Annotated in this window: 21 protein-coding genes, 1 tRNA gene and 1 pseudogene; 5 read left to right on the forward strand and 18 right to left on the reverse strand. The window is 43.1% G+C overall.

Features of this window, described 5'->3' with window-relative positions; translation table 11 throughout:
- Positions 1-23 precede the first annotated feature (23 nt).
- The 14 genes from FFR00_RS19315 to FFR00_RS19380 all read right to left on the reverse strand — a co-directional run bounded on the left by FFR00_RS19315 (position 24) and on the right by FFR00_RS19380 (position 13,607).
- Positions 24-842: a flagellin gene (locus FFR00_RS19315; protein ID WP_137675059.1), complete on the reverse strand. Its 819-nt coding sequence runs from the start codon at positions 840-842 to the stop codon at positions 24-26.
- A gap of 209 nt (positions 843-1,051) precedes the next feature.
- The gene (flgL, locus tag FFR00_RS19320) at positions 1,052-2,266 is read right to left on the reverse strand and encodes a flagellar hook-associated protein FlgL (RefSeq protein ID WP_137675060.1); all 1,215 of its coding nucleotides are present in this window, start codon (positions 2,264-2,266) and stop codon (positions 1,052-1,054) included.
- A 7-nt stretch (positions 2,267-2,273) separates the two neighbouring features.
- The gene (flgK, locus tag FFR00_RS19325) at positions 2,274-4,247 is read right to left on the reverse strand and encodes a flagellar hook-associated protein FlgK (protein WP_137675061.1); all 1,974 of its coding nucleotides are present in this window, start codon (positions 4,245-4,247) and stop codon (positions 2,274-2,276) included.
- A 7-nt stretch (positions 4,248-4,254) separates the two neighbouring features.
- Positions 4,255-5,259: a flagellar assembly peptidoglycan hydrolase FlgJ gene (gene flgJ, locus FFR00_RS19330; RefSeq protein ID WP_137675062.1), complete on the reverse strand. Its 1,005-nt coding sequence runs from the start codon at positions 5,257-5,259 to the stop codon at positions 4,255-4,257.
- An 8-nt stretch (positions 5,260-5,267) separates the two neighbouring features.
- Positions 5,268-6,368 (reverse strand): flagellar basal body P-ring protein FlgI, encoded by a 1,101-nt coding sequence (locus FFR00_RS19335; RefSeq protein WP_137675063.1) that lies wholly within the window; start codon positions 6,366-6,368, stop codon positions 5,268-5,270.
- A gap of 24 nt (positions 6,369-6,392) precedes the next feature.
- Entirely contained in the window at positions 6,393-7,067 is a 675-nt protein-coding gene (gene flgH, locus FFR00_RS19340; protein WP_137675064.1) for a flagellar basal body L-ring protein FlgH, read from the reverse strand.
- 26 nt (positions 7,068-7,093) lie between these two features.
- Positions 7,094-7,882, reverse strand: coding sequence for a flagellar basal-body rod protein FlgG (flgG, locus tag FFR00_RS19345; protein ID WP_137675065.1), 789 nt, complete (start codon positions 7,880-7,882; stop codon positions 7,094-7,096).
- A gap of 16 nt (positions 7,883-7,898) precedes the next feature.
- Positions 7,899-8,645, reverse strand: coding sequence for a flagellar basal body rod protein FlgF (locus FFR00_RS19350; protein WP_137675066.1), 747 nt, complete (start codon positions 8,643-8,645; stop codon positions 7,899-7,901).
- Positions 8,646-8,801: 156 nt separating this feature from the next.
- On the reverse strand, positions 8,802-10,139 hold the full coding sequence (gene flgE / locus FFR00_RS19355) for a flagellar hook protein FlgE (protein WP_137675067.1): 1,338 nt from the start codon (positions 10,137-10,139) through the stop codon (positions 8,802-8,804).
- A gap of 32 nt (positions 10,140-10,171) precedes the next feature.
- Positions 10,172-10,843, reverse strand: coding sequence for a flagellar hook assembly protein FlgD (locus FFR00_RS19360; protein ID WP_137675068.1), 672 nt, complete (start codon positions 10,841-10,843; stop codon positions 10,172-10,174).
- Positions 10,844-10,853: 10 nt separating this feature from the next.
- Positions 10,854-11,273, reverse strand: coding sequence for a flagellar basal body rod protein FlgC (flgC, locus tag FFR00_RS19365; protein WP_137675069.1), 420 nt, complete (start codon positions 11,271-11,273; stop codon positions 10,854-10,856).
- Positions 11,273-11,671, reverse strand: a complete 399-nt coding sequence (flgB, locus tag FFR00_RS19370) for a flagellar basal body rod protein FlgB (protein ID WP_137675070.1) — start codon at positions 11,669-11,671, stop codon at positions 11,273-11,275. The genes flgC and flgB overlap by 1 nt, the downstream gene beginning before the upstream one ends.
- A 182-nt stretch (positions 11,672-11,853) precedes the next feature.
- Positions 11,854-12,678, reverse strand: a complete 825-nt coding sequence (locus tag FFR00_RS19375) for a protein-glutamate O-methyltransferase CheR (RefSeq protein ID WP_137675071.1) — start codon at positions 12,676-12,678, stop codon at positions 11,854-11,856.
- A 17-nt stretch (positions 12,679-12,695) separates the two neighbouring features.
- Complete coding sequence (locus FFR00_RS19380; RefSeq protein ID WP_137675072.1) at positions 12,696-13,607, reverse strand: chemotaxis protein CheV; 912 nt, start codon at positions 13,605-13,607, stop codon at positions 12,696-12,698.
- Between the two features lie 168 nt (positions 13,608-13,775).
- Here FFR00_RS19380 and flgA point away from each other — a divergent pair, with 168 nt between their 5' ends.
- The 3 genes from flgA (at position 13,776) to flgN (ending at position 15,284) form a co-directional block, all read left to right on the forward strand.
- Positions 13,776-14,456 (forward strand): flagellar basal body P-ring formation chaperone FlgA, encoded by a 681-nt coding sequence (flgA, locus tag FFR00_RS19385; protein WP_137675073.1) that lies wholly within the window; start codon positions 13,776-13,778, stop codon positions 14,454-14,456.
- Positions 14,457-14,533: 77 nt separating this feature from the next.
- Positions 14,534-14,857: a flagellar biosynthesis anti-sigma factor FlgM gene (gene flgM / locus FFR00_RS19390; protein WP_137675074.1), complete on the forward strand. Its 324-nt coding sequence runs from the start codon at positions 14,534-14,536 to the stop codon at positions 14,855-14,857.
- A gap of 7 nt (positions 14,858-14,864) precedes the next feature.
- Complete coding sequence (flgN, locus tag FFR00_RS19395; protein ID WP_137675075.1) at positions 14,865-15,284, forward strand: flagellar export chaperone FlgN; 420 nt, start codon at positions 14,865-14,867, stop codon at positions 15,282-15,284.
- A gap of 191 nt (positions 15,285-15,475) precedes the next feature.
- On the opposite strand, the gene FFR00_RS19400 is transcribed toward flgN, so the two are convergent.
- Genes FFR00_RS19400 through FFR00_RS19410 form a run of 3 tightly spaced genes read right to left on the reverse strand, consistent with a single transcriptional unit; the run spans position 15,476 to position 17,322 of the window.
- On the reverse strand, positions 15,476-16,222 hold the full coding sequence (locus FFR00_RS19400; RefSeq protein WP_137675076.1) for a FlgO family outer membrane protein: 747 nt from the start codon (positions 16,220-16,222) through the stop codon (positions 15,476-15,478).
- Between the two features lie 58 nt (positions 16,223-16,280).
- Positions 16,281-16,757, reverse strand: coding sequence for an LPP20 family lipoprotein (locus tag FFR00_RS19405; protein ID WP_137675077.1), 477 nt, complete (start codon positions 16,755-16,757; stop codon positions 16,281-16,283).
- Positions 16,738-17,322, reverse strand: coding sequence for a FlgO family outer membrane protein (locus tag FFR00_RS19410; protein WP_137675078.1), 585 nt, complete (start codon positions 17,320-17,322; stop codon positions 16,738-16,740). Before FFR00_RS19410 ends, FFR00_RS19405 begins: the two co-directional genes overlap by 20 nt.
- Before the next feature lie 107 nt (positions 17,323-17,429).
- Here FFR00_RS19410 and FFR00_RS19415 point away from each other — a divergent pair, with 107 nt between their 5' ends.
- Complete coding sequence (locus FFR00_RS19415; protein ID WP_137675079.1) at positions 17,430-18,572, forward strand: flagellar assembly protein T N-terminal domain-containing protein; 1,143 nt, start codon at positions 17,430-17,432, stop codon at positions 18,570-18,572.
- A gap of 75 nt (positions 18,573-18,647) precedes the next feature.
- A tRNA-Arg gene (locus FFR00_RS19420) sits at positions 18,648-18,723 on the forward strand.
- Between the two features lie 81 nt (positions 18,724-18,804).
- On the opposite strand, the pseudogene FFR00_RS19425 reads toward FFR00_RS19420, so the two are convergent.
- Positions 18,805-19,370, reverse strand: a pseudogene (locus FFR00_RS19425) (galactokinase); the annotation flags it as partial.

Raw genomic sequence — 19,370 nt, forward strand, 5'->3', positions numbered from 1 at the left:
CCCCACCGTCCTTTTCTTTTTTCTTATCCAAGTAGAGACAGTGCAGCCTGAGGACGTTGGTTCGCTTGAGCCAAAATCGTCGTCGAGGTTTGCTGAATAATTTGGTTTCTGGTTAACTCAGCAGTTTCTTTTGCAAAATCAGTATCTTTAATTCGAGAACGTGCAGCCGTTACATTTTCAGAAATGTTAGACAAGTTACGAATGGTAGATTGGAATCGGTTTTGAACCGCACCCAATTGCGCTCGTTCACCGTCAATTTTCTTCACCGCTGAATCAATCGCGGCCATTGCGGCACTAGCTGCAGCTGGAGTTGACACAGTCAAGCCGTTAATACCTAAACCTGCTTGAGTAACTGTAGTGGCAATAGTCACAGCAATATTTTCGCCGGCATTTGCACCCACTAAGAAGTTTTCATTATAGTTACCATCTAATAAGGTGATGTTACCAAACTTAGTGGTTGTACCTACTCGGCTAATCTCTGCCTTAAGCTGGGAAACCTCTGCTTGCAAGGCAAGTCTGTCGTCAGAGTTGTTAATACCATCTTGAGATTGGATGGCTAAAGTACGCATACGTTGAAGCATATTTGTTACTTCGTCCATCGCGCCTTCAGCGGTTTGCGCTAACGAGATACCATCTTGAGCATTCATTACTGCGCGGTCTAGACCTTGAATTTGCGAAGTCATACGGTTTGAAATTTGAAGACCAGCGGCATCGTCCTTTGCACTATTAATACGCAAACCCGATGACAAGCGTTGGAATGATGTATCTAAAGACCAGCCAGATTGAGTTAACTGACGTTGGGCATTTAGTGATGACACATTTGTATTTACGTATAAAGCCATGATATTTCTCCTATCTATATTTTAACCATTTATAGGTTTTATTAGTTGTCAGTTATTATTTTCTTCTGACTTACCCTATATAACGGCGGCGCTTCAATATTCTTTAGCAATTATTTAAATTTATTTTCAGAACGAAACATTAAAACAAAAAAGGTTGCTTCATTATTGAAGCAACCTTTATAACGGCAGACTAAGAATAAACTTTAGCGTTATAGATAATTAAATAGTGATAACTGGCTTATTCGGCTATAAGATGAATAAGAAGTATTGAGTGCGAGCTCTGCTTTCTGTAAGTTGCTCACAGCTTCAGCAAAGTCGACCTCACTCAAAGAAGCGCGAGATTTTTGATTAATGAGATCCATCGAAGAAGCTGCTGATCGCACGGCCTCCAAGGAGTTACCCCTTGCGCCAATAGACCCTAAAGTTAAATTTACACTTTCTAATGAATTGTCCAAACCTACCAAAAAGTCTGATTGTTTCTCGACGTAAGCATCGCCAACTAAAGACGGGTCTTCTAGAGCAACAATATATTCTGACAACATGTTTAAAACATTATCTTTTTCTGGTGGTGCTAATTCAAATGATTCATTGGCACTACCTGCAGGAGTAGACACATTAATATCAATCCCGTTAAAATTTATAGATTGCCCTGGCACATAATCACCTGTTTCAGGAGGAACTAAAGATGCCCCACCACTATCAAGTATTTCATAGGTATCTGGTGCGCCAGCCGTTGTTTGAACTTGAAATGTGTTATTAGCTGGCGTAATAGGGTCATAATTTAATTTATGAAAACTATCGTAAGCTTTCTGATCGGTAATGGTTGTATTTATATTACCCGACAGATCATTAGTCACAAAACGTTTAAATACATTATCAAATACTTCTTGGCCAGTATCATTACTTTGAATATACACCGACGATGATACCTTTAGCTCGTTAACCCCAGCATCACCTTGGTAATTATAATTGGTGCCGTCGAATACATATGGCTGTTTCTGGGTTTGAAACCCAGAGAATACATAACTACCATCCGCGTTCTGGCTATTCATAAAATCAACCATTTGCGCTTGAATTTGCCTTAACTCCTGAGCTAATGACTTACGTTCAGCTTCGCCATTTAAGCCATCACCGGATTGAACACCTAGCACCCTCGCCCGCTGCATCGCGTTGATCATCCCATCTAAAGTGGATTCTTCGAAATTAAGCGCGTTTTCGAGCAAAGTACCGTTCTTAAGGTGTTGCTCCGTTAAGGTAATCTCGGTCGTCAAAAACATGGTTTTACTCATGTCAGACGGACCATCAGCCGCGGTAAGCAACTTCTTATTGGTAATCAAGTGTTGGTTCATTTTCTCAACTTGTTGTTGAGAATTAAGCACACCGTTCAGTGAACTTTGATACAAATTAATACTAGATACTCGCATAATTTGATTACCTCACTGAACTTAATAGCGTTTGAAAGGTTTCTTGCGCTGCACTAATCACCTGAGCAGACGCCGCATAAGCTTGTTGGAAACGAATAAGGTTTGACGCTTCTTCATCAAGGTTAACACCCGAAATAGAATTGTGTCGCTGGGTACTTTGCTCAAGTAAAGACGTCGCCGCAGATACGGCCACCCTCGCTTCACTGGTTTTACCACCCACAAAACTCACTACGCTGGCGTAAGCATCGTTCATGGTCATTTTATTGTCGCCGCCAGTTGCAAGGCTTTTGCGCACAAGATCTTTTTGCTGCAAATCTACCAAGCGCAGAGCATTGTAGTTGTCATTGAAACCGTCGGTATTATAATCCATGGTGAAAACATCACCTTCTTGCACATCGCCGTCAATATTTATTTCATAACCCGGTGTTAAAGCAGGTACTGCGTTAGCAAACAATTGTTGACCAGCACTCGCGGCGGGCGCTGTCGCCATTAAGGCCCCTACACCATTGTAAATCTCATAATCACCAGCGTTATTAATACGTACCTCATGCGGGCCGTTAGGATCATACCCACCAGGCGCGGTGAAGTTAGACGTAGCTGGGTCGGTATCGTAAATGGAATCGATAGACACCGTCGCATTACCGCGGTTATTAAGTTCCCGCTCTACGCGAATTGGCGAGGCTAGCGCGAGTTTCTCTGGCTGGCTCATGCTCACCGTCATTTGAGCTGCGGCATCTCTTACTGGTTGAATAAGATGTTTGTCACCCGCTGCAAAAGGGCCTGAAGAAAAATCCCAATCTATACCATCGAGTTGGAAATTGGTGGGAGGTATTGTCCCAGATATAGCGGTTTCTATTGGACTATCACCGTCAAAACGCTGCATTTCAAAAGTGGTTGGCGAAGTAAAGGTAACTCGGTAATCATAAGGCGTTACTTCACTGCCGCTGCCGGCAATAAAGCTACCGCTAATTGTGCCAGCCGTAGTATTGGTCGAGAACTCTTTGCCGTTAAACGTTGGTAGAGTAAATATATCTCCACCAATATCGCCGTTTAAATCCATGCCTAAACGGTTTTGAGTATTAAAAGCATCAGTCATCGCAATTGACAGCTGACCTAGCTGGTTGCGGCTAGTATCCAATGTGGTTTTACGGTATTCCATCAATCCACCGATAGTCGCACCAATATCATCGCGGCCAATAATACGGGTAGAACCGGCTAACGAAAGCGTCATTTCTTTTTGAGTACTATCAGGGTCACCATCTACAATGGCCAACTTAGTATGGTCATCTTGCAACACTAAAGCTTGACCAGAGCGCATAAACACCAGAGTTGAACCGTCATCTTGGACAATGGTGTTAATATCTATCAATTCCGCTAGCTCTTTAATTGCTTGGTCACGTTTATCACCAAGAATTGCGGTATTACCATCTAAAGGACTACCGCCAGCAGCCACAATCTCCTTATTGATTTCAGCAATATTGCGAATTAAGGCATTGGCTTCATCCGCTTTTTCTACAATATCTTGGCTAAGATTTTTTTCTTGTACGCTGTACTGCTCATTCAAAGTTCGATAACGGTCAGTTAACGCATTAAACTGTGACAAGGATAATTCACGAGTAGATAAAGCAGTTGGGTTATCGGTTGTTGCGTGAAGCTGGGTGAAGGTATCGTCAAACTTACTACTTAAAGATAAGGAATCATCACTTAGAATCGCGTCAATATTACTCACCGATTCTAAATAAGCGTCACGGTTAGCTAATGTAGAAGTATCGCGAAACATTTGTGCTTGAGCAAAACCGTTTAACACACGCTCTGTATAACCTTCTCGAACGCCACCTAAGGTATCTGCTGTATAAAATGTACGTTGTAAGCTGTAGCCCGGAGTATTTACATTGGCAATGTTATTACCGGTGGTCATCAACAGGCGCTGGTGTGCTGCAACCCCTGATGAACCAATGGTTAGTAGATCATTCATAGCCATAAATTAATTACTCCCCTACAACTTGTGTATCACGAAACTCTGAAAAGTGACGGCTATCTAAAATCTGGCCTATTTTATTTGCATACTGAGGGTCGGTGGCATAACCCGCCGCCTGTAGCTCTTTGGCATATTGCTTAGCATCCATACCTTTTGCTAAAGCCTCTTGATAGCGTGGCCCTTCTACAAACGATAAGTAGTCTTTTACACTTTCTTCGAAAGAATCATACGAACGGAATGCGGCGCGTTCTTGCTGTGCTTGTCCGTTTCTGTACTCTAAAGTGTTCACTACTGCCTTATCTCCTTGCCAACGACTATCCGCTTTAATTCCAAACAAATTATGGCTACTAGAGCCGTCTCCGTTTGCAATCACTTTTTTACCCCAGCCTGACTCCAATGCCGCTTGCGCTACAATAGCCATTGGTTCAATGCCTTTATCTGCAGCCCATTTTTTTGCAACTGGCAAAATGGCTTCAATAAATTCACTAGGAGAGGAAAAACCTTGCCGTTTTATTGCCGCCGGCTTTGCTACTTCGTCCTTAATTGGCTCGCTAACGCTATCTTTTACTAAAGGTTTGCTTATTGCGGCCGTTACACTAGTCGATACAGCAATATTCTTGCCATCTGTTGCCAGTGCATTTAAAGAACGCTGTTGTAAATCAATGTTTTGTCCACCTCGTAATACTGATGCGGGTGTTACGTTGGCAGCAGCGGGATCTAATTGGGCCACAATTAAGTCGGCTAAACCTAAAGCACCTGAAGACGACAGCTCCAAAGCCATTTGGTTATCGTGCATATCTCGATAAGTTTGGGTATGACGGTTATTTAACGGGGTATCACTTTCAAACAATTCGTTACTTTTACGCATCTGTTTCATCAACATTTGCATAAACAGCGATTCGAACTGACTAGCTACTTGCTTCAGCGCTTTATCCGGATCTTTTTGCGCAGCACTCCTTAGCTCATCTAAACTAGCTAAGTCATGGTAATTGGCTGATTGCTTTACCGCGTCCATAGTCATACTTAAATCACCAACAGCTCGCCTTGAATAGCGCCAGCCTGTTTTAAGGCTTCTAAAATGGAAACCAAATCACCAGGTGCTACTCCAACACGGTTAACCGCACGTACTAAATCATCTAAAGAAGCTCCCGGGTCAAAGTTAAACATTCTTGAGTCTTCTTCGGTTGTCTCAATAGTGCTCACCGTTGTTTCAACAGTTTCGCCATCAGAGAAAGGATTAGGCTGAGAAATCAAAGGTGTTTCAGAAATTTTCACTGTTAATCCGCCATGGGTAATTGCTGCGGGTAACAAACGAACATCTTTGCCAATCACAATGGTTCCGGTTCGCGAATTAATTATAATTTTGGCGGATTCAGAAGCCGGCTCAAAAGTTAGGTTCTCTAGAGTAGAAAGATAGGCGACTCGTTGGCCTGGATCTCGCGGCGCGAATACTTGTACTGACGCAGCATCCATCGGCGTTGCTGTATTTGGCCCAACTAAGCTATTAATGGTATCGGCTAAACGCTTCGCGGTAGTGAAATCTGAACGCTTCAAGTTAAAGGTAATGGTATCGCCATTCATAAATGGTGATGGTACCGAGCGCTCTACAATTGCTCCATTTGGAATACGACCAACCGTAGGTGTGTTTGAAATAACTTTAGAGCCATCAGCACCTTCGGCACCAAAGCCACCAACAATTAAGCTACCTTGAGCTAGGGCATATACTTCGCCATCAGCACCTTTCAAAAAGGTTTGTACTAAACTACCACCGCGTAAGCTTTTAGCTTCACCAATGGCTGATATTGTAATGTCGATAGTTTGACCTGGTTTAATAAAAGCAGGTAACTCGGCATGAACTGCTACTGGCGCGACATTTTTAATTTTTAAGTTAGTGCCTGGCGGCACAGTAATACCAAAGTTACGTAACATGGTGGCAAAAGACTGCTTAGCAAAATCACTGTTTTTCTCACCGGTGCCCGGTAAACCCACCACTAAACCGTAACCCGTTAATTGGTTAGATCTCACTCCGGCAACGTTTGCTACGTCTTTTACCCGCGCAGCATTAGCAGTGTTTGCTAACAAACATAAGCCGATACTGATTAACACAATGCTACGTTTTAACATGATACTACTCCTAGAAATCAGGGCTTAGAATGGCCAAACAGGACCATTAAAGAACTTAGATAACCAACCCTGGTCAGTGGTATTAGCAAAATCGCCAGTGCCACCATATTGAATTCTTGCATTGGCAATACGCAGCGATGTAATCGAGTTATCGGGCGCTACATCTTCCGGGCGAATAATGCCCGTTAAGCGAATATACTCATTGCCATTGTTTAACATTAGCCACTTCTCGCCGCTAATAATTAAGTTGCCATTTGCCAATACCTGCACCACATTCACCGAGATATTGCCGTTTAAACTGTTACTTTGTGCAGCATCGGCTTCACCGGTAAAATCGCTGCTTTGGCTTAACCCTAGTTCAATAGGATTGCCTTTTACGGTAGCAACTCCGCCTGGCACGGTAATTTGGTTAAGGTTAAAGTTTTTATCCTTAGCTAACTCGTTACTCGCCGATTTACTGGCTTGAGTACTCTCTGCAAGTGTTACCACGATAATGTCGCCCACTCGGTGGGCTTTTTTATCTGAGTACAAGTTGTTAGCACGATCTTCTGTAAACAGCGAGCCAGTAATACGGGCTTCCACTGCTACATCTTCTGGGTAAACAGGTGCAAACTCTGGGTCGTCGGGTACCACTGCAGTATTCACGCTGGCACACCCGACCATTGCCATACAGGTTGCTACTACCATTAGTTTATTCATGAGCAATCCCTCTCTCTAAACTTTATCTACAGTTGTTGTGTAGCGAAGGTCAACATTTGGTCTACGGTTGAGATAACTTTAGAGTTCATCTCATAAACACGTTGAGCTTCAATCAAATTAACTAGTTCTTCGGTTACGTTAACGTTTGAGGTTTCTAACGAACCTTGGCGAATTGCGCCTAAGCCGTTTTCTGATGCGATACCATTTTGCGGTGCGCCACTCGCGCCAGTTTCTAGATATAAGTTTTGACCACGCGGCTCTAAGCCCGATGGGTTAACAAAATCAGTAATCGTAATTTGACCAATAACTTGATTGTCGGTTTGCCCAGGTAAGCGAACACTTACCTCGCCGTCTTCACCTACGGTAAAGCTTTGAGCATCTTCAGGAACTTGAATTTCTGGCTGTAAGGGGTAACCCGCGCCAGGAGTTACAATGGTTCCTTCGTCGTTAAGGCCAAATTGGCCGTTACGTGTATAAGCCGTGGTACCGTCTGGCATTAAAATCTCAAAAAAGCCACGGCCATCAACCATTAAGTCAAAAGCGTTATCAGTAGTTTGCACGTTACCTTGATCGTGGTTCTTCTGGGTGGCAATAACTTTGGCACCAGCACCAATCATTAAACCAGAGGGCATATTGGTGTTTTGAGATGAACGGCCACCCGGCTGATTAATTGTTTGATACAACAAATCTTCAAATACCGCGCGACTTTTTTTGTAACCAATAGTGCTGGCGTTAGCGAGGTTATTAGAAATAACCGAAACGTTTGTTTGTTGGGCATCTAAGCCAGTTTTACTTATCCATAATGCGGGATGCATAGTACGCTCCTTATTCCTAGCTCAATCGCAACAAGCTGTTGGTTGCTTTTTCGTTTTCTTCAGCGGTTTTCATCATTTTAATTTGCATTTCAAATTGACGCTGCATGCTGATCATATGTGTCATTTCTTGCACAGGGTTCACATTACTCCCTTCCAGTGCACCCTTGGTGAGCTCAACCGTTGCGTCGGGTTGAAATGCTTGACCAATGGTTGATCTAAATAGGCCGTCGTCACCTTTTGTTAGATCGCCGGCAAACGGTTTACTTAGCTTAATTCTGTTAATTTCTTCCAAGGCATCAGCAGGCGCGCCTTCAGGGCGAATTTGGATGGTGCCATCTTCGTTAATCTCTAGCTTCTCAACAGGTAAAGGAATAATGATAGGCGCATCTTGGTTGCCTAACACTGCTTGCCCTTGCATGGTTTGTAATACACCCGCTGCAGACACAGTGAAATTACCGTTACGCGATAACGCTTCTGTACCATCTTTATCTTGAACCGAAATCCAACCTTCGCCTTTAATCGCCACATCTAAATCTCTGCCGGTGGTTTTTAGTAATCCATCGGTAAAATTTTGGGTAGGACGTTCGGTCATGGCAAATACACGAGACGGCATGCCGGGTCCAAAGGCTTGCATTGAGCGAGCATTCTCTAGATCAGCTTTAAAGCCAGTAGTGTTAGCATTTGCTAGGTTGTTTCCGCGTACCGCGATCGAATGCATATTTTGTTTTGCACCGGTCATCGATATGTAGAGTAATTGGTCCATTTCTATTTCCTTCGTCAATTAGCTGACTCAAAGGAAATAAGAGCAAATTTAATGCCAAAGAAAAATAAAGGTAAGCATTAGTACGATAAGTTCATATAAATCAATAAATTAAAAAGGCAGCTAATGCTGCCTTTTTATCATTACCGATTTCATTGATTAACGAATTTGGATAATGGTTTGCTGTAGTGTTGAGTTAACTTCTAAAGCTCGAGAGTTAGCTTGGAAGTTACGTTGTGCACTGATTAAATTAACCAGCTGTTCAGTAAGGTTAACGTTCGCTTGCTCTAAAGAAGCGGAGTTAATTTTACCAAAAGTACCTGTATTACCTTCACCCGCAATGGCCTCGCCACTTAACTGGGTTTGCTGCCAAGCGGTATCACCGATTTGTGCCAAACCTTGGTTATTAGCAAAGTTAGCCACCGATACTTTAGAAATATTGGTTGTTTCACCATTACTATAAGACGCCACAACTAAGCCATCAGGGCCGATATCAATACCTGTCAGTTTACCCACGGTAGAACCATCTTGAGACAGCGCTGATACTTCAAAGGCAGAGTTGTATTGAGTTGGACCATTTAAGTTAAAGGTAATCACTTGAGTCGGGTCAACCGAACCTGTTACTGGATCCCACACTCCACCAGGGCCACTTGGCGGAGCCGTGCCTAGTGGCACTGTTTCAATAATTGCTGGCGCAGTAGAGGCTAAAGCACCAGTATTATCAAAGGTCAAAGTAGCCGAGGCTGGAATATTTGGGTTAGCATTACCGGCATTTGGCGTATTGGCGGTACCACCAGCGACGTCGGTTGGCTGACCATCAATGTAAATTAACTTGTGCCAAGTATTTGCCGTGGTTGCATCTTTAATAAAGAAAGTTTCGGCGACGTGTGAACCACCTTGAGAGTCATATACCGTTACCGATGTTGCAGAGGTATAGGTATTACTGTCTGATGGGTCAAAGTCACCAATATCATGAGTGGTTCCGCTAGACGGCAAGTTAAAGCTCATATCCACTTGGCTGGTCATAGTAGGGTTACCGACTTCAGCACTAATTTGGATAGCTTTAGTTGCAGCCATACTCACTGCTGAAGGCGTGCCACTGTTGTTAACCGTGTAGCCTTGTAAGTATTGACCTTGCGAGTTAACAATAAAGTTATCGGCATTAAGCTTAAATGCTCCAGCACGGGTGAACTCACGAGTTTGGGTGGTTAAATCTGAAGCCGTAACAAAGAAGCCTTCACCACTAATCGCCAAATCTAATGCGTTTTGGGTAAAGTTAAGACTACCTTGGTGGAATTGCTGCGCAACATCCACGGTTTTTACACCATTACCAACTGCAGTTCGAGCGTTAGCAAAAATCGATGTTGCATACACATCGGCAAATTCTGCACGAGACTCTTTAAAACCAATGGTGTTGACGTTAGCAATGTTGTTCGCTGTTACGTCAAGATCCTTTTGCGAGGCATTGATGCCGCTCAGAGCGATATTAAATGACATCTCTCAATCTCCTATCGTTTTACTATTCTTTGTTAGGCTTTGGCAACTTCAAGTACATCGCTCATCGCGATACCACCCAAGCCTTCTAAATTGACGATTACGCCAGATGTACCGCCTGCTAAGCTTACGCTACCAACGCTTGCATAGGTTGCAGTGGGTAAACTGATCTCTTGACCGCCTTGAACACCATTAACCTTAATGTTGTACTTACCTTCAGGCATCGCATTCCCATTAGAATCGGTGCCATCCCAAGAGAATGGCATGTTGCCGCTTCCCTCTCCTAAATCGATAACTTTCACCACTTCACCGGCTGCGTTCTCGACAGAAACTTTTACATTAGTGGTCGCTGCACCAGTAACGGCAACACCTTCAAATCCATTACCACCGTTATGGCCATAATCTAAAGGTACCAATACTTTCTGCCCCACTAAGGTGGATGCTTGTAGCGCAGCAGACGAATTCATGATCGAATTCATTGTGTCGAACTTGGTGCCGAGTTCAGCAATACCTTCTGAGGTTTGAAAAGATGCCATTTGGGCAATCATTTCGGCATTGTCGACCGGCTTACTTGGGTCTTGATATTGCAACTGGGTCGTTAATAGCGAGAAGAAATCTTCTTGCCCTAAGGACTGATTATTGTTGCTTTCAGGAACCACTGATTCCGGCTGCCAATAATTACTCTGTAGTGGATCAATAGTAGACACGTGCTACTCCTTAACTTTTACCCAGATTAAGTGTGCTATTTAGCATTTGTTTGGCTGCTTCAGTAACTTGAACATTTGCTTGATAGGAGCGTGAAGCGCTCATCATATCGGCCATTTCTTCAATCACATTAACGTTAGGTTTAAAAATATAACCTTCTTCGTTAGCCATTGGGTGCTCTGGATAGTATTCCTTGCGCAAAGGCGCATCGGATTCAACGATTCCTGCCACCTTAACCTGAGCAGAGTCACCTTGAAATTGAGTGGCTTTAGTAAACTCAGCCGCAAATACAGGTTTTCTCGCTCGATAAGTTTGATCGATGCTTGAACTGATACTGTCGGCATTGGCTAAGTTGCTAGCGGTGGTATTTAAACGTACCGACTGCGCTTTCATTGCCGAAGCAGTAACATCAAAGACATTAAAAAAGCTCATTATTGACCTCCCTTAATTGCATTACGTAAACCACTAAACTTGCTAGATAGAAAGCCAATGCCCGCTTGGTATTCTAAGCCGTTTTGCATAAAGGCTGCTTTTTCTTTTTGTACATCAACAGTATTGCCATCGCCCGTATCAGGCTGGTCTGGAATTTGGAAACCCAATTCAGAGAACTGGCTGTTTCCACCACCAATATGGCGCTCGTTAGTTAACTGCATTCCACCACTTTGCTTACTTTTAGCGGCTGCGAATGCTTTATTAAAATCTAAGTCTCGTGCTTTATAGTTAGGTGTATCTGCGTTAGCAATATTACTTGCGATCACTTCAGAACGGCGAGCTCTCACTCCCACGGTATGCTGATGAACACCTAATGCTTTATCAAAAGTAATTGCCATATACACCTCTAAACACTTTCACAAAAATTATTTTGCAAAAGCTATGCCAGAGTTTTTTTGACACTTTTAATTCAGTTAACTAAAGGACTTAGTTACTTCAACCAGCGAAAGGTAAGGAGTGCTGATAGTTTGACGGCAAGTAAAGCGGCAACTATTGCCCTTTACTGCCGCTATCTATTTTTTTACTTTAATTGGTAAACGATGCCTGGGTTGCAACGTAACATATTAAATCGGTCGGTTAAGCCGGTGATTGATTCAGAAGCGCCAAGCATCAAATAACCATTTGGATTTAAAGCCTGAGCAAACTGATTAAGAATTTTCGACTTAACATCTGCGTTAAAGTAAATAAGTACATTACGGCAGAAAATAATGTCAAATTTCCCCATTAGTGCATAACTATCAAGCAAGTTTAAGGGTCTAAAGCTAACATTTTTACGTACTTTGTCATTCACCCGAAAACTACCATCGGTAGTAGCTTCAAAAAATTGGCGTTTTCGTTCCGGGGATAAACCACGAGCGAGGGCTAATGAATCGTATTCTCCGCGTTTACAGTGTTCAAGCATAGAAGGTGATATATCAGTACCCACTACTTGAATCCCCATAGGTAAAGCACCTGGACGCTTTGCTTGGTATTCAAGTGACGTCATCATTATCGAATAGGGTTCTTGACCTGATGAACTGGCTGCTGACCAAATTTTTACCGGACGAGTTTGTTTTTGAAACTCAGGTAACAATCTATCGGATAAAAGCTGGAACGGATAGGTATCGCGAAACCATAAGGTTTCGTTTGTCGTCATGGCATCTACGACAGCAGCACGTAAATCACGTTCACGTAAACTCATGGCTTTTTGAACCAATTCGGTAAGACTTTCTGCCGAATACTGAGACATTAGCGGTGACAAACGACTTTTCACTAAATACTGTTTATTGTCACCTAGTACAATTCCGCACTGCTTTTCTAAAAAGCCACAAAATTGCTTGTATACATCATCTGTTATAGTTCTCACAAATGCATCCACACTCTCTATAAAGATTGACGAACAGCAGCTGCTAACTCATCGGGGTTAAATTTAGCAATAAAAGCATTGGCCCCAACTTTATTTACCATTGCTTGGTTAAATACGCCACTTAAAGACGTATGCAAAATAATATGTAAATCTTTTAGATCTGGATGAGAACGCACTTCAGCGGTTAAGGTGTATCCGTCCATTTCAGGCATTTCAATATCAGAAATCACCAAAGCGATCTGGTCAGTAATAGGCCCGTCTTTAGCCATTGTAGCTAGCAACTCTAAGGCTTCTCGCCCATCTTGACATAACAATGCTTCAACACCTAAAGATGTTACCGCACGTTTTACCTGGTTACGGGCCACTGACGAATCGTCAACCACCAGTACTTTTTTGTCTATTCGAACGTTGGCTGCGGCTTCTTCAACAATTTCTTTACTCACCGTAGTATCAACGGGCGAGATTTCATCAAGAATTTTCTCTACATCAAGAATAGAGACTAACTCTTTTTCTACCTCAGTCACCGCTGTTAGATAGTTAAATTTACCAGCACCTTTTGGTGGCGGTAAAATATCTTCCCAGTTCATGTTAACAATACGTTCAACCGACCCCACTAAGAAGCCCTGAACTGAACGGTTATACTCTGAAATAATAATGAAGCACTTGCTTACATCTTCAATAGGTCGGCCACCAGTTGCAGAACTAAGGTCAATAACTGAAATAGTTTTACCGCGAATGTGCGCAACACCACGAATAACTGGATTTAGTTTAGGTAGCGCGGTTAGAGGCGGACACTGCAATACTTCTTTTACTTTAAAAACGTTAATACCATAGCGCTGAGACCCATTTAACCTAAATAACAACAATTCGAGGCGATTCTGCCCTACTAACTGCGTACGCTGGTTTACCGAATCTAAAATACCCGCCATATACTTATCACTCCTTAGAAAGGGGCATCAACTTTGCTTAACCCCTGTATACTATCGCTCAATCTAGCTTGTTTGTCGTAATTTTGACGCTTAATGACTTAGCATCAACTTGTTAAGCATAGACAAAAAAGCCAATTGTTACTTTGCTTTATCGGTATCATATAGGAAATGTTGATAAAAATTGCTGCTCCACTGTTATTATTTTGTTTTAGTCTTACTGCTCACACAAGCGAACTGCATTCGCAGCTCGAAACAGAGGCAGTAGAATTCGTTCGTTCACAAATCAATCATGACCATAGTCAAAAAATTGAGCTTAGTGCCAATCAACTTGATGAACGGGTTGCTATTCCTGAGTGCACTAATGGTTATGAGTACAGCCTTGCCAATGGTGAAGTCCGCAGAAACACCAGTGTTTTAGTCAGTTGCGACGAACATGCTAACTGGCGTTTATACATTCCCGTTAGAAAACAAGTTCTGCTGGCGGTGGTAGTTGCTGCAACACCAATACAAGAAGGCGCAGCGCTAAACCATTCCCAAGTGAGCTTAGACTTTTTACCAGAGAACCGTTTACGCGGCAGTTACTTTACCGACCTAGAGCCCTTGCTAGGTGCTAAACTAAGACGAGCATTAAGAAAAGACCAAATTATAACTGGGCGCGATATTTGCATAGTATGTAAAGGTGAAGCGGTAACCATTTCTGCCAATGCTGGTGGGCTGAATGTTACAACTCAGGGCACGGCTTTATCTAGTGGTAGTATCGGTGATACCATTAAGGTTAGAAATAACCAATCTCAGCGACTTGTCACCGGCCGAGTAAAAGCATTAGGAATTGTTGACGTAAAACTTTAATTTTTTTCTAAAGTTCTACAAAGGTAAGCCGATAGCTTTATTGAATACGAAAAATTGATTAACTGTGGGGCGCCATTATGGCTTTAAACATTAACAACTTAGGTGGAAACCGTCCTAGTCAAGTAGACTCAAATAGAGTCGCCGACAAAGGCACTAAAGAAAGCGCTGAACAACGTTCACCCGCTGGTTCTGCTGCAGCCCAGGATTCAGTTATGCTTACTAACGAAGCACAACAACTAAACCGTATTCAGCAGAATTTGCTCAACGATTCAGACAGCAGAAGCTCAAAGCTGGAATCTATTAAGCAAGCTGTAGCCGACGGCACTTACCAAGTTGATGCTAATAAAGTTGCTCAAAAAATGGGTGATTTCGAAAGCGAGTTTAACAAAGCACTTGGGTAATTAGGCAATGATTACAGCCCTACTGAATACTCAAGAGCAGCAACTTACCTTGCTGCTTTCTCTTTTAGAGCAAGAAAAGGTCGCGCTTGAACAAGACGATACTATTGCTCTTTTTGCCGTTGCAGAACAAAAAGAGCAGGCCCTAGCAGAGATATCTAAAGCAGATGCAGAACTTGAAGCGTCAGCTGAAAAATCTCAACTTAAAACTGACTTAACTTTAAGTAAGCAAGTGGATACAGTTAAACTACTGCTGCAGCAATGCCAGCAACAAAACGCGCTAAATGGTGAGATTATTCAAGCCAGTAACGAAAAAGTACGCCAGCTCAGCGCAGTAATTGGCCAACTCCAAAATCAAAATGCATCTACCTACGATAAGCTAGGTAAAAAACATAGCTCACAACGCATGGGTAAAGGTTTTAAAGCTTAACGACTTAAGCCTTTTGATTGGCATTAGTTAGCTTCTTATCTTCCGCTCTACCCAATGAGATTCCCCTCACCATTTTCTGAATTTACTGCCTTAAGCTGAATAGTAAAGTGTTTAGTATTATCGAGGGCTAAATACAATAAAACCCCAAACATGTTTAAGGTTTTACGTAGTGTAATAGACGTAGGGTAAACTTAGCCTCTCTCCCCCATTGGCATTTTAGCTTTATTCGCTTGAGTGCGAGACTCTATAATCATCACTCCGTCACGTTTAACCGGAACAGGAACCTTACTTTGGTAAACTTCGTTAGGAATTAACTCTTGTGCTGAAGCAACCACTACTTTTGATTGCGCACCAACAATTCGAGCATTAACTAAAATACCTTCATTAGATTTACTAAAGGTACCCACTAGCAAATATTCTATAGGTAAACGCTTAGATAGCTCTTTAACGTTGCGGCTATACACAAAATCACCTTCTGGAGTGATGCGAATAAAACCGGTAGTTTTATAATCAATCACTGAGAAGCCACTTTGCTGCATTTCATAAACAAAGCTTTCGGCTAGCTGCATACCAAAAAGATCTGTGGTCTTAAGGTTATCTAAAGGAACAAACGACGCTACGCCAATCGGCGTTTCAGCATTAACAAAGTGCGAGCTAGATACCAAGCGCTGTGACATTAGGTTTACATAGTCAGTAAGTGAGCGCTGTACATTTGGATCGTGCATTTCTGGCGCGGGCGGTGTTAATGAGCGGCTTTGGCTACCACTTAAAAACAGCTGGCCATTCTCATCAATCACTCCCTCTTGATAATGGGAGTTATGAGTATGGGGGGCGTGATGTTTAGAACCATCGTACACCACCACTTTTTGCATCGACGGGGAGCTTGAGCACCCCATCAACATCGAAGTAGCTAACGCTACCAAGCTAATACCTTTCATGTCGCTTCCTTAATCGTCTATTACGCTTAAAGTATCGGCCTAAAAGGTAAAATCTTTACTAAAATTGAACGGTTTTTTGACTCTCTAAGTGACGCGTTGGCGACATAGACATGGTCACTCGATATACTTCTCTAAAATCTAATTGCAATTCAGTAACATACACATCATCTACTGCATAAGCACTCATCACTTTAGCGCCGCGAATAACGCCCGCTACCGAAGCGGCTAAACGCTCGTTCCCTAACACCATATCGCTTACCGTCGCCGTACTATCAATGTGTTGTCCATATACTTGTTCAGACAACTCACGATAAGCATCCAACTTGGAAGCTTTCATTGCCCGCAACTGCTTAGAAGACAAATCGGCTCCTCGCTGTTGGCTGATGGGCGCGTAGCCTACTGCGTTCACCACAGTGAAGTCGCCTGGTGGCTCGTACGTCCACTCAACTTTTTTCACTTGAGTGGTTGGAGTACATGCTAAAAGCAGTAAAACGGATAAACTTAAAAACCAAGTTCTAAAGTACAGATTGTTCATGACGCTCCAAGCTCCCATTAACGCTAGTCACTCGAGGCGAGGTTGCCCCCGCTATATTTGGTACAAATTGATAGGCCGCCGATACCACCTCTTGGCTAGAGAGTTCGACTAAACGCATGTTAACGTGCCTGCCTGATGTAGTGCGCTGGAAACTCCCCACCACTACGTAAGTAATTTCCATTTCTTTGCGCAGTAATTCAGCGTCACGCGATAAGGAAAACTCGCCATAACCAGGGTCCATTTGTAGGCGGCCAGTTAACCTTGGCTCTACCATGTTCACCCCTTCTCTAGACAAAGCGGCAAACATTGCCTCGGCCACTTGCCGCCCAAAACTGTCGCTGGACTGTAAGTCATCTAAATCAACTACCGTGCTAACGGCCACTGAATCGCTTTCGGTAAGACCTAAATTGTCGGTAAGTTGCCGAGAAAGGTTGTCTACATGTACATATAAAGCAGCATCCTGTTGTTCTCTAGGTTCAACATAAGGGTAATTTGAAACATGATGTAAGCTGGTATTGCATCCTTGAAGCGTAACCAGCAAAATAATTAATGTCGTAAAACGCATATCAATCTCCTCCGACTTACGCCTTACCAAGCAATAACCATTCCAGTCAAAAAAATAACGTTTATCTTTAGGTATAGTTATTGCTAGTTAGTGAGCAGGAGGGCCTTATGAAACAGTTCATTTTTTATATTGGCATGCTAATTAGCCTGTCAACTCACGCGGTATGGTACGAGGCCAAAGGCCAAGCAACCATCGTGAACAACGACATGGAACAAGCTAAAAGCGTGGCTACACAAGACGCAGTGAAGCAATTGCTATTGTACTCAGGCGCATCGGTAACAAGCGTAAGCCAAGTGAATGGCGGTCGCTTAACTCTCGATCAAATTGAAGTGGTGTCTAAAGGTTCGTTACATAACTTAAAAGTATTAGAAGAAGGCAACCACGGCCAACAATACTATGTCATTTTGCAAGCCGATGTTTTTCCAGCGGCTAGTCAGTGCAAAGCCAGCGGCTACAGTAAAAACATGTTGCTATTGCCCCCTTTCCTAAAGCAACAACACCAAGTAAGAGTGGGACAATTACACGAAATCTCGCCTGCGGTAGAACAGCGCGCTTACGATATAGCACGTGAAGTGGGTACTCAGTTCAACGTAAAACATCCGCCTAAACTGCCCCTTAACTATTACAAACCTGGCGAGCATAATTTTAAAGGCATTAAAGACGTCGCAGATCGCTATGGTGCTCAATACTTACTCGGTTTAGAAATTGAAAACATATCTTTAGACCAAGAACATAAACCCAAGTTTATTAACTTATCTTACCCGCAACGTTACTTTGTAATGAATGTGCGAGTGTATAACGCAATCGACTTAGAAGAGATTTATAACAAACGATTCTCAGTAAATGCCCCTTGGGAGTTTGATGCCAGAGAAGTGATTTCTCCCTACTCTGCCGAATTTTGGCTATCGGCTTACGGGCAAACCTTAAACAGCACTCTGCAACAAGCTATTTCTGAAGTAGACGCCCTACTCGCTTGTCAGCCCTTACAAGGTAGCGTAGTGAAAGTATTAGGCCCAGACCGTTGGCAAATTAATTTAGGCAAAGCCAATCAGCTGAATAAAGGTATGCTGCTTAATTTAATTCATCAAAATTACCACTGGGGTAATTGGGATATTCCACGACAAGAACAAATTGTGGCCGACAGCATGGTACAAATTGAGCAGGTATACCAAGACAGTGCCATTGTTGTAGCGCTAGACCCAACAATGGTAGCCAACATTCAGCTTGGTGACTTAGTGAGCAAACAGTAAAGCTTTGCTTTTCATCAAGTTAAAGCTGAGTATAATAACAATCCTTGCTAATAGTTTAGCGGCAAGGATTGTTACGTCCCCTTAGTTCAGCTGGATAGAACAAGGACCTCCTAAGTCTTAGACACAGGTTCGAATCCTGTAGGGGACGCCAACAAAGCTCAATCTTCCGCTTAATCCCTAATTAGTACTTTAGATACAAAAAAGCCCCGAGCATGCCAAGGCTCAATGTTATCTATTGAGATTTACAGTCACTCGCTCCGTCCATCGCCTTACACACGTAAATGCTCTCTTTTAAACCGGTCACGGTTTGGTATTGCTGCTCCACTGCTTGGCATACCTCATCGACCAATTGAGGCGGCATAAGCGCCACAATACAACCACCAAAGCCACCACCCGTCATGCGTACGCCACCTTGGTGGCCTAGCACCTGTTTCACGATATCTACAATGCAGTTCACTTCCGGTACGGTGATTTCAAAATCATCACGCATCGAGGCATGAGATTGCTCCATCAGTACACTCAAGGTCGCCATGTCGTTGGCTTTTAGGGCCTCGGCTGCCGCTAAGGTGCGGGCATTTTCAGTTATCACGTGGCGGGCGCGTTTGGCCACCAGTGGGTCTAGGCTGTGTTGCTTTTCCGCAAACAGGGCTTCACTCACATCACGCAGTGAGCTCACTCCTAAGCCTTTCGCGGCGGCTTCACATTGCTCGCGGCGGGTATTGTATTCACTGTCCACTAAACCGCGTTTTTTGTTGGAGTTGATTATCACCACCGCCATGTCTTCTGGCATGGCCACTG

The sequence above is a fragment of the Agarivorans sp. Toyoura001 genome (assembly GCF_005405585.1).
Lineage (GTDB): Bacteria > Pseudomonadota > Gammaproteobacteria > Enterobacterales > Celerinatantimonadaceae > Agarivorans.

Coding starts and splice junctions, on each gene's coding strand:
- FFR00_RS19315 (WP_137675059.1), bottom strand. CDS start 842: ATGGCTTTATACGTAAATACAAATGTGTCATCACTAAATGCCCAACGT.
- flgL (WP_137675060.1), bottom strand. CDS start 2,266: ATGCGAGTATCTAGTATTAATTTGTATCAAAGTTCACTGAACGGTGTG.
- flgK (WP_137675061.1), bottom strand. CDS start 4,247: ATGGCTATGAATGATCTACTAACCATTGGTTCATCAGGGGTTGCAGCA.
- flgJ (WP_137675062.1), bottom strand. CDS start 5,259: ATGGACGCGGTAAAGCAATCAGCCAATTACCATGACTTAGCTAGTTTA.
- FFR00_RS19335 (WP_137675063.1), bottom strand. CDS start 6,368: ATGTTAAAACGTAGCATTGTGTTAATCAGTATCGGCTTATGTTTGTTA.
- flgH (WP_137675064.1), bottom strand. CDS start 7,067: ATGAATAAACTAATGGTAGTAGCAACCTGTATGGCAATGGTCGGGTGT.
- flgG (WP_137675065.1), bottom strand. CDS start 7,882: ATGCATCCCGCATTATGGATAAGTAAAACTGGCTTAGATGCCCAACAA.
- FFR00_RS19350 (WP_137675066.1), bottom strand. CDS start 8,645: ATGGACCAATTACTCTACATATCGATGACCGGTGCAAAACAAAATATG.
- flgE (WP_137675067.1), bottom strand. CDS start 10,139: ATGTCATTTAATATCGCTCTGAGCGGCATCAATGCCTCGCAAAAGGAT.
- flgC (WP_137675069.1), bottom strand. CDS start 11,273: ATGAGCTTTTTTAATGTCTTTGATGTTACTGCTTCGGCAATGAAAGCG.
- flgB (WP_137675070.1), bottom strand. CDS start 11,671: ATGGCAATTACTTTTGATAAAGCATTAGGTGTTCATCAGCATACCGTG.
- FFR00_RS19380 (WP_137675072.1), bottom strand. CDS start 13,607: ATGGCGGGTATTTTAGATTCGGTAAACCAGCGTACGCAGTTAGTAGGG.
- flgA (WP_137675073.1), top strand. CDS start 13,776: ATGTTGATAAAAATTGCTGCTCCACTGTTATTATTTTGTTTTAGTCTT.
- flgM (WP_137675074.1), top strand. CDS start 14,534: ATGGCTTTAAACATTAACAACTTAGGTGGAAACCGTCCTAGTCAAGTA.
- flgN (WP_137675075.1), top strand. CDS start 14,865: ATGATTACAGCCCTACTGAATACTCAAGAGCAGCAACTTACCTTGCTG.
- FFR00_RS19400 (WP_137675076.1), bottom strand. CDS start 16,222: ATGAAAGGTATTAGCTTGGTAGCGTTAGCTACTTCGATGTTGATGGGG.
- FFR00_RS19405 (WP_137675077.1), bottom strand. CDS start 16,757: ATGAACAATCTGTACTTTAGAACTTGGTTTTTAAGTTTATCCGTTTTA.
- FFR00_RS19410 (WP_137675078.1), bottom strand. CDS start 17,322: ATGCGTTTTACGACATTAATTATTTTGCTGGTTACGCTTCAAGGATGC.
- FFR00_RS19415 (WP_137675079.1), top strand. CDS start 17,430: ATGAAACAGTTCATTTTTTATATTGGCATGCTAATTAGCCTGTCAACT.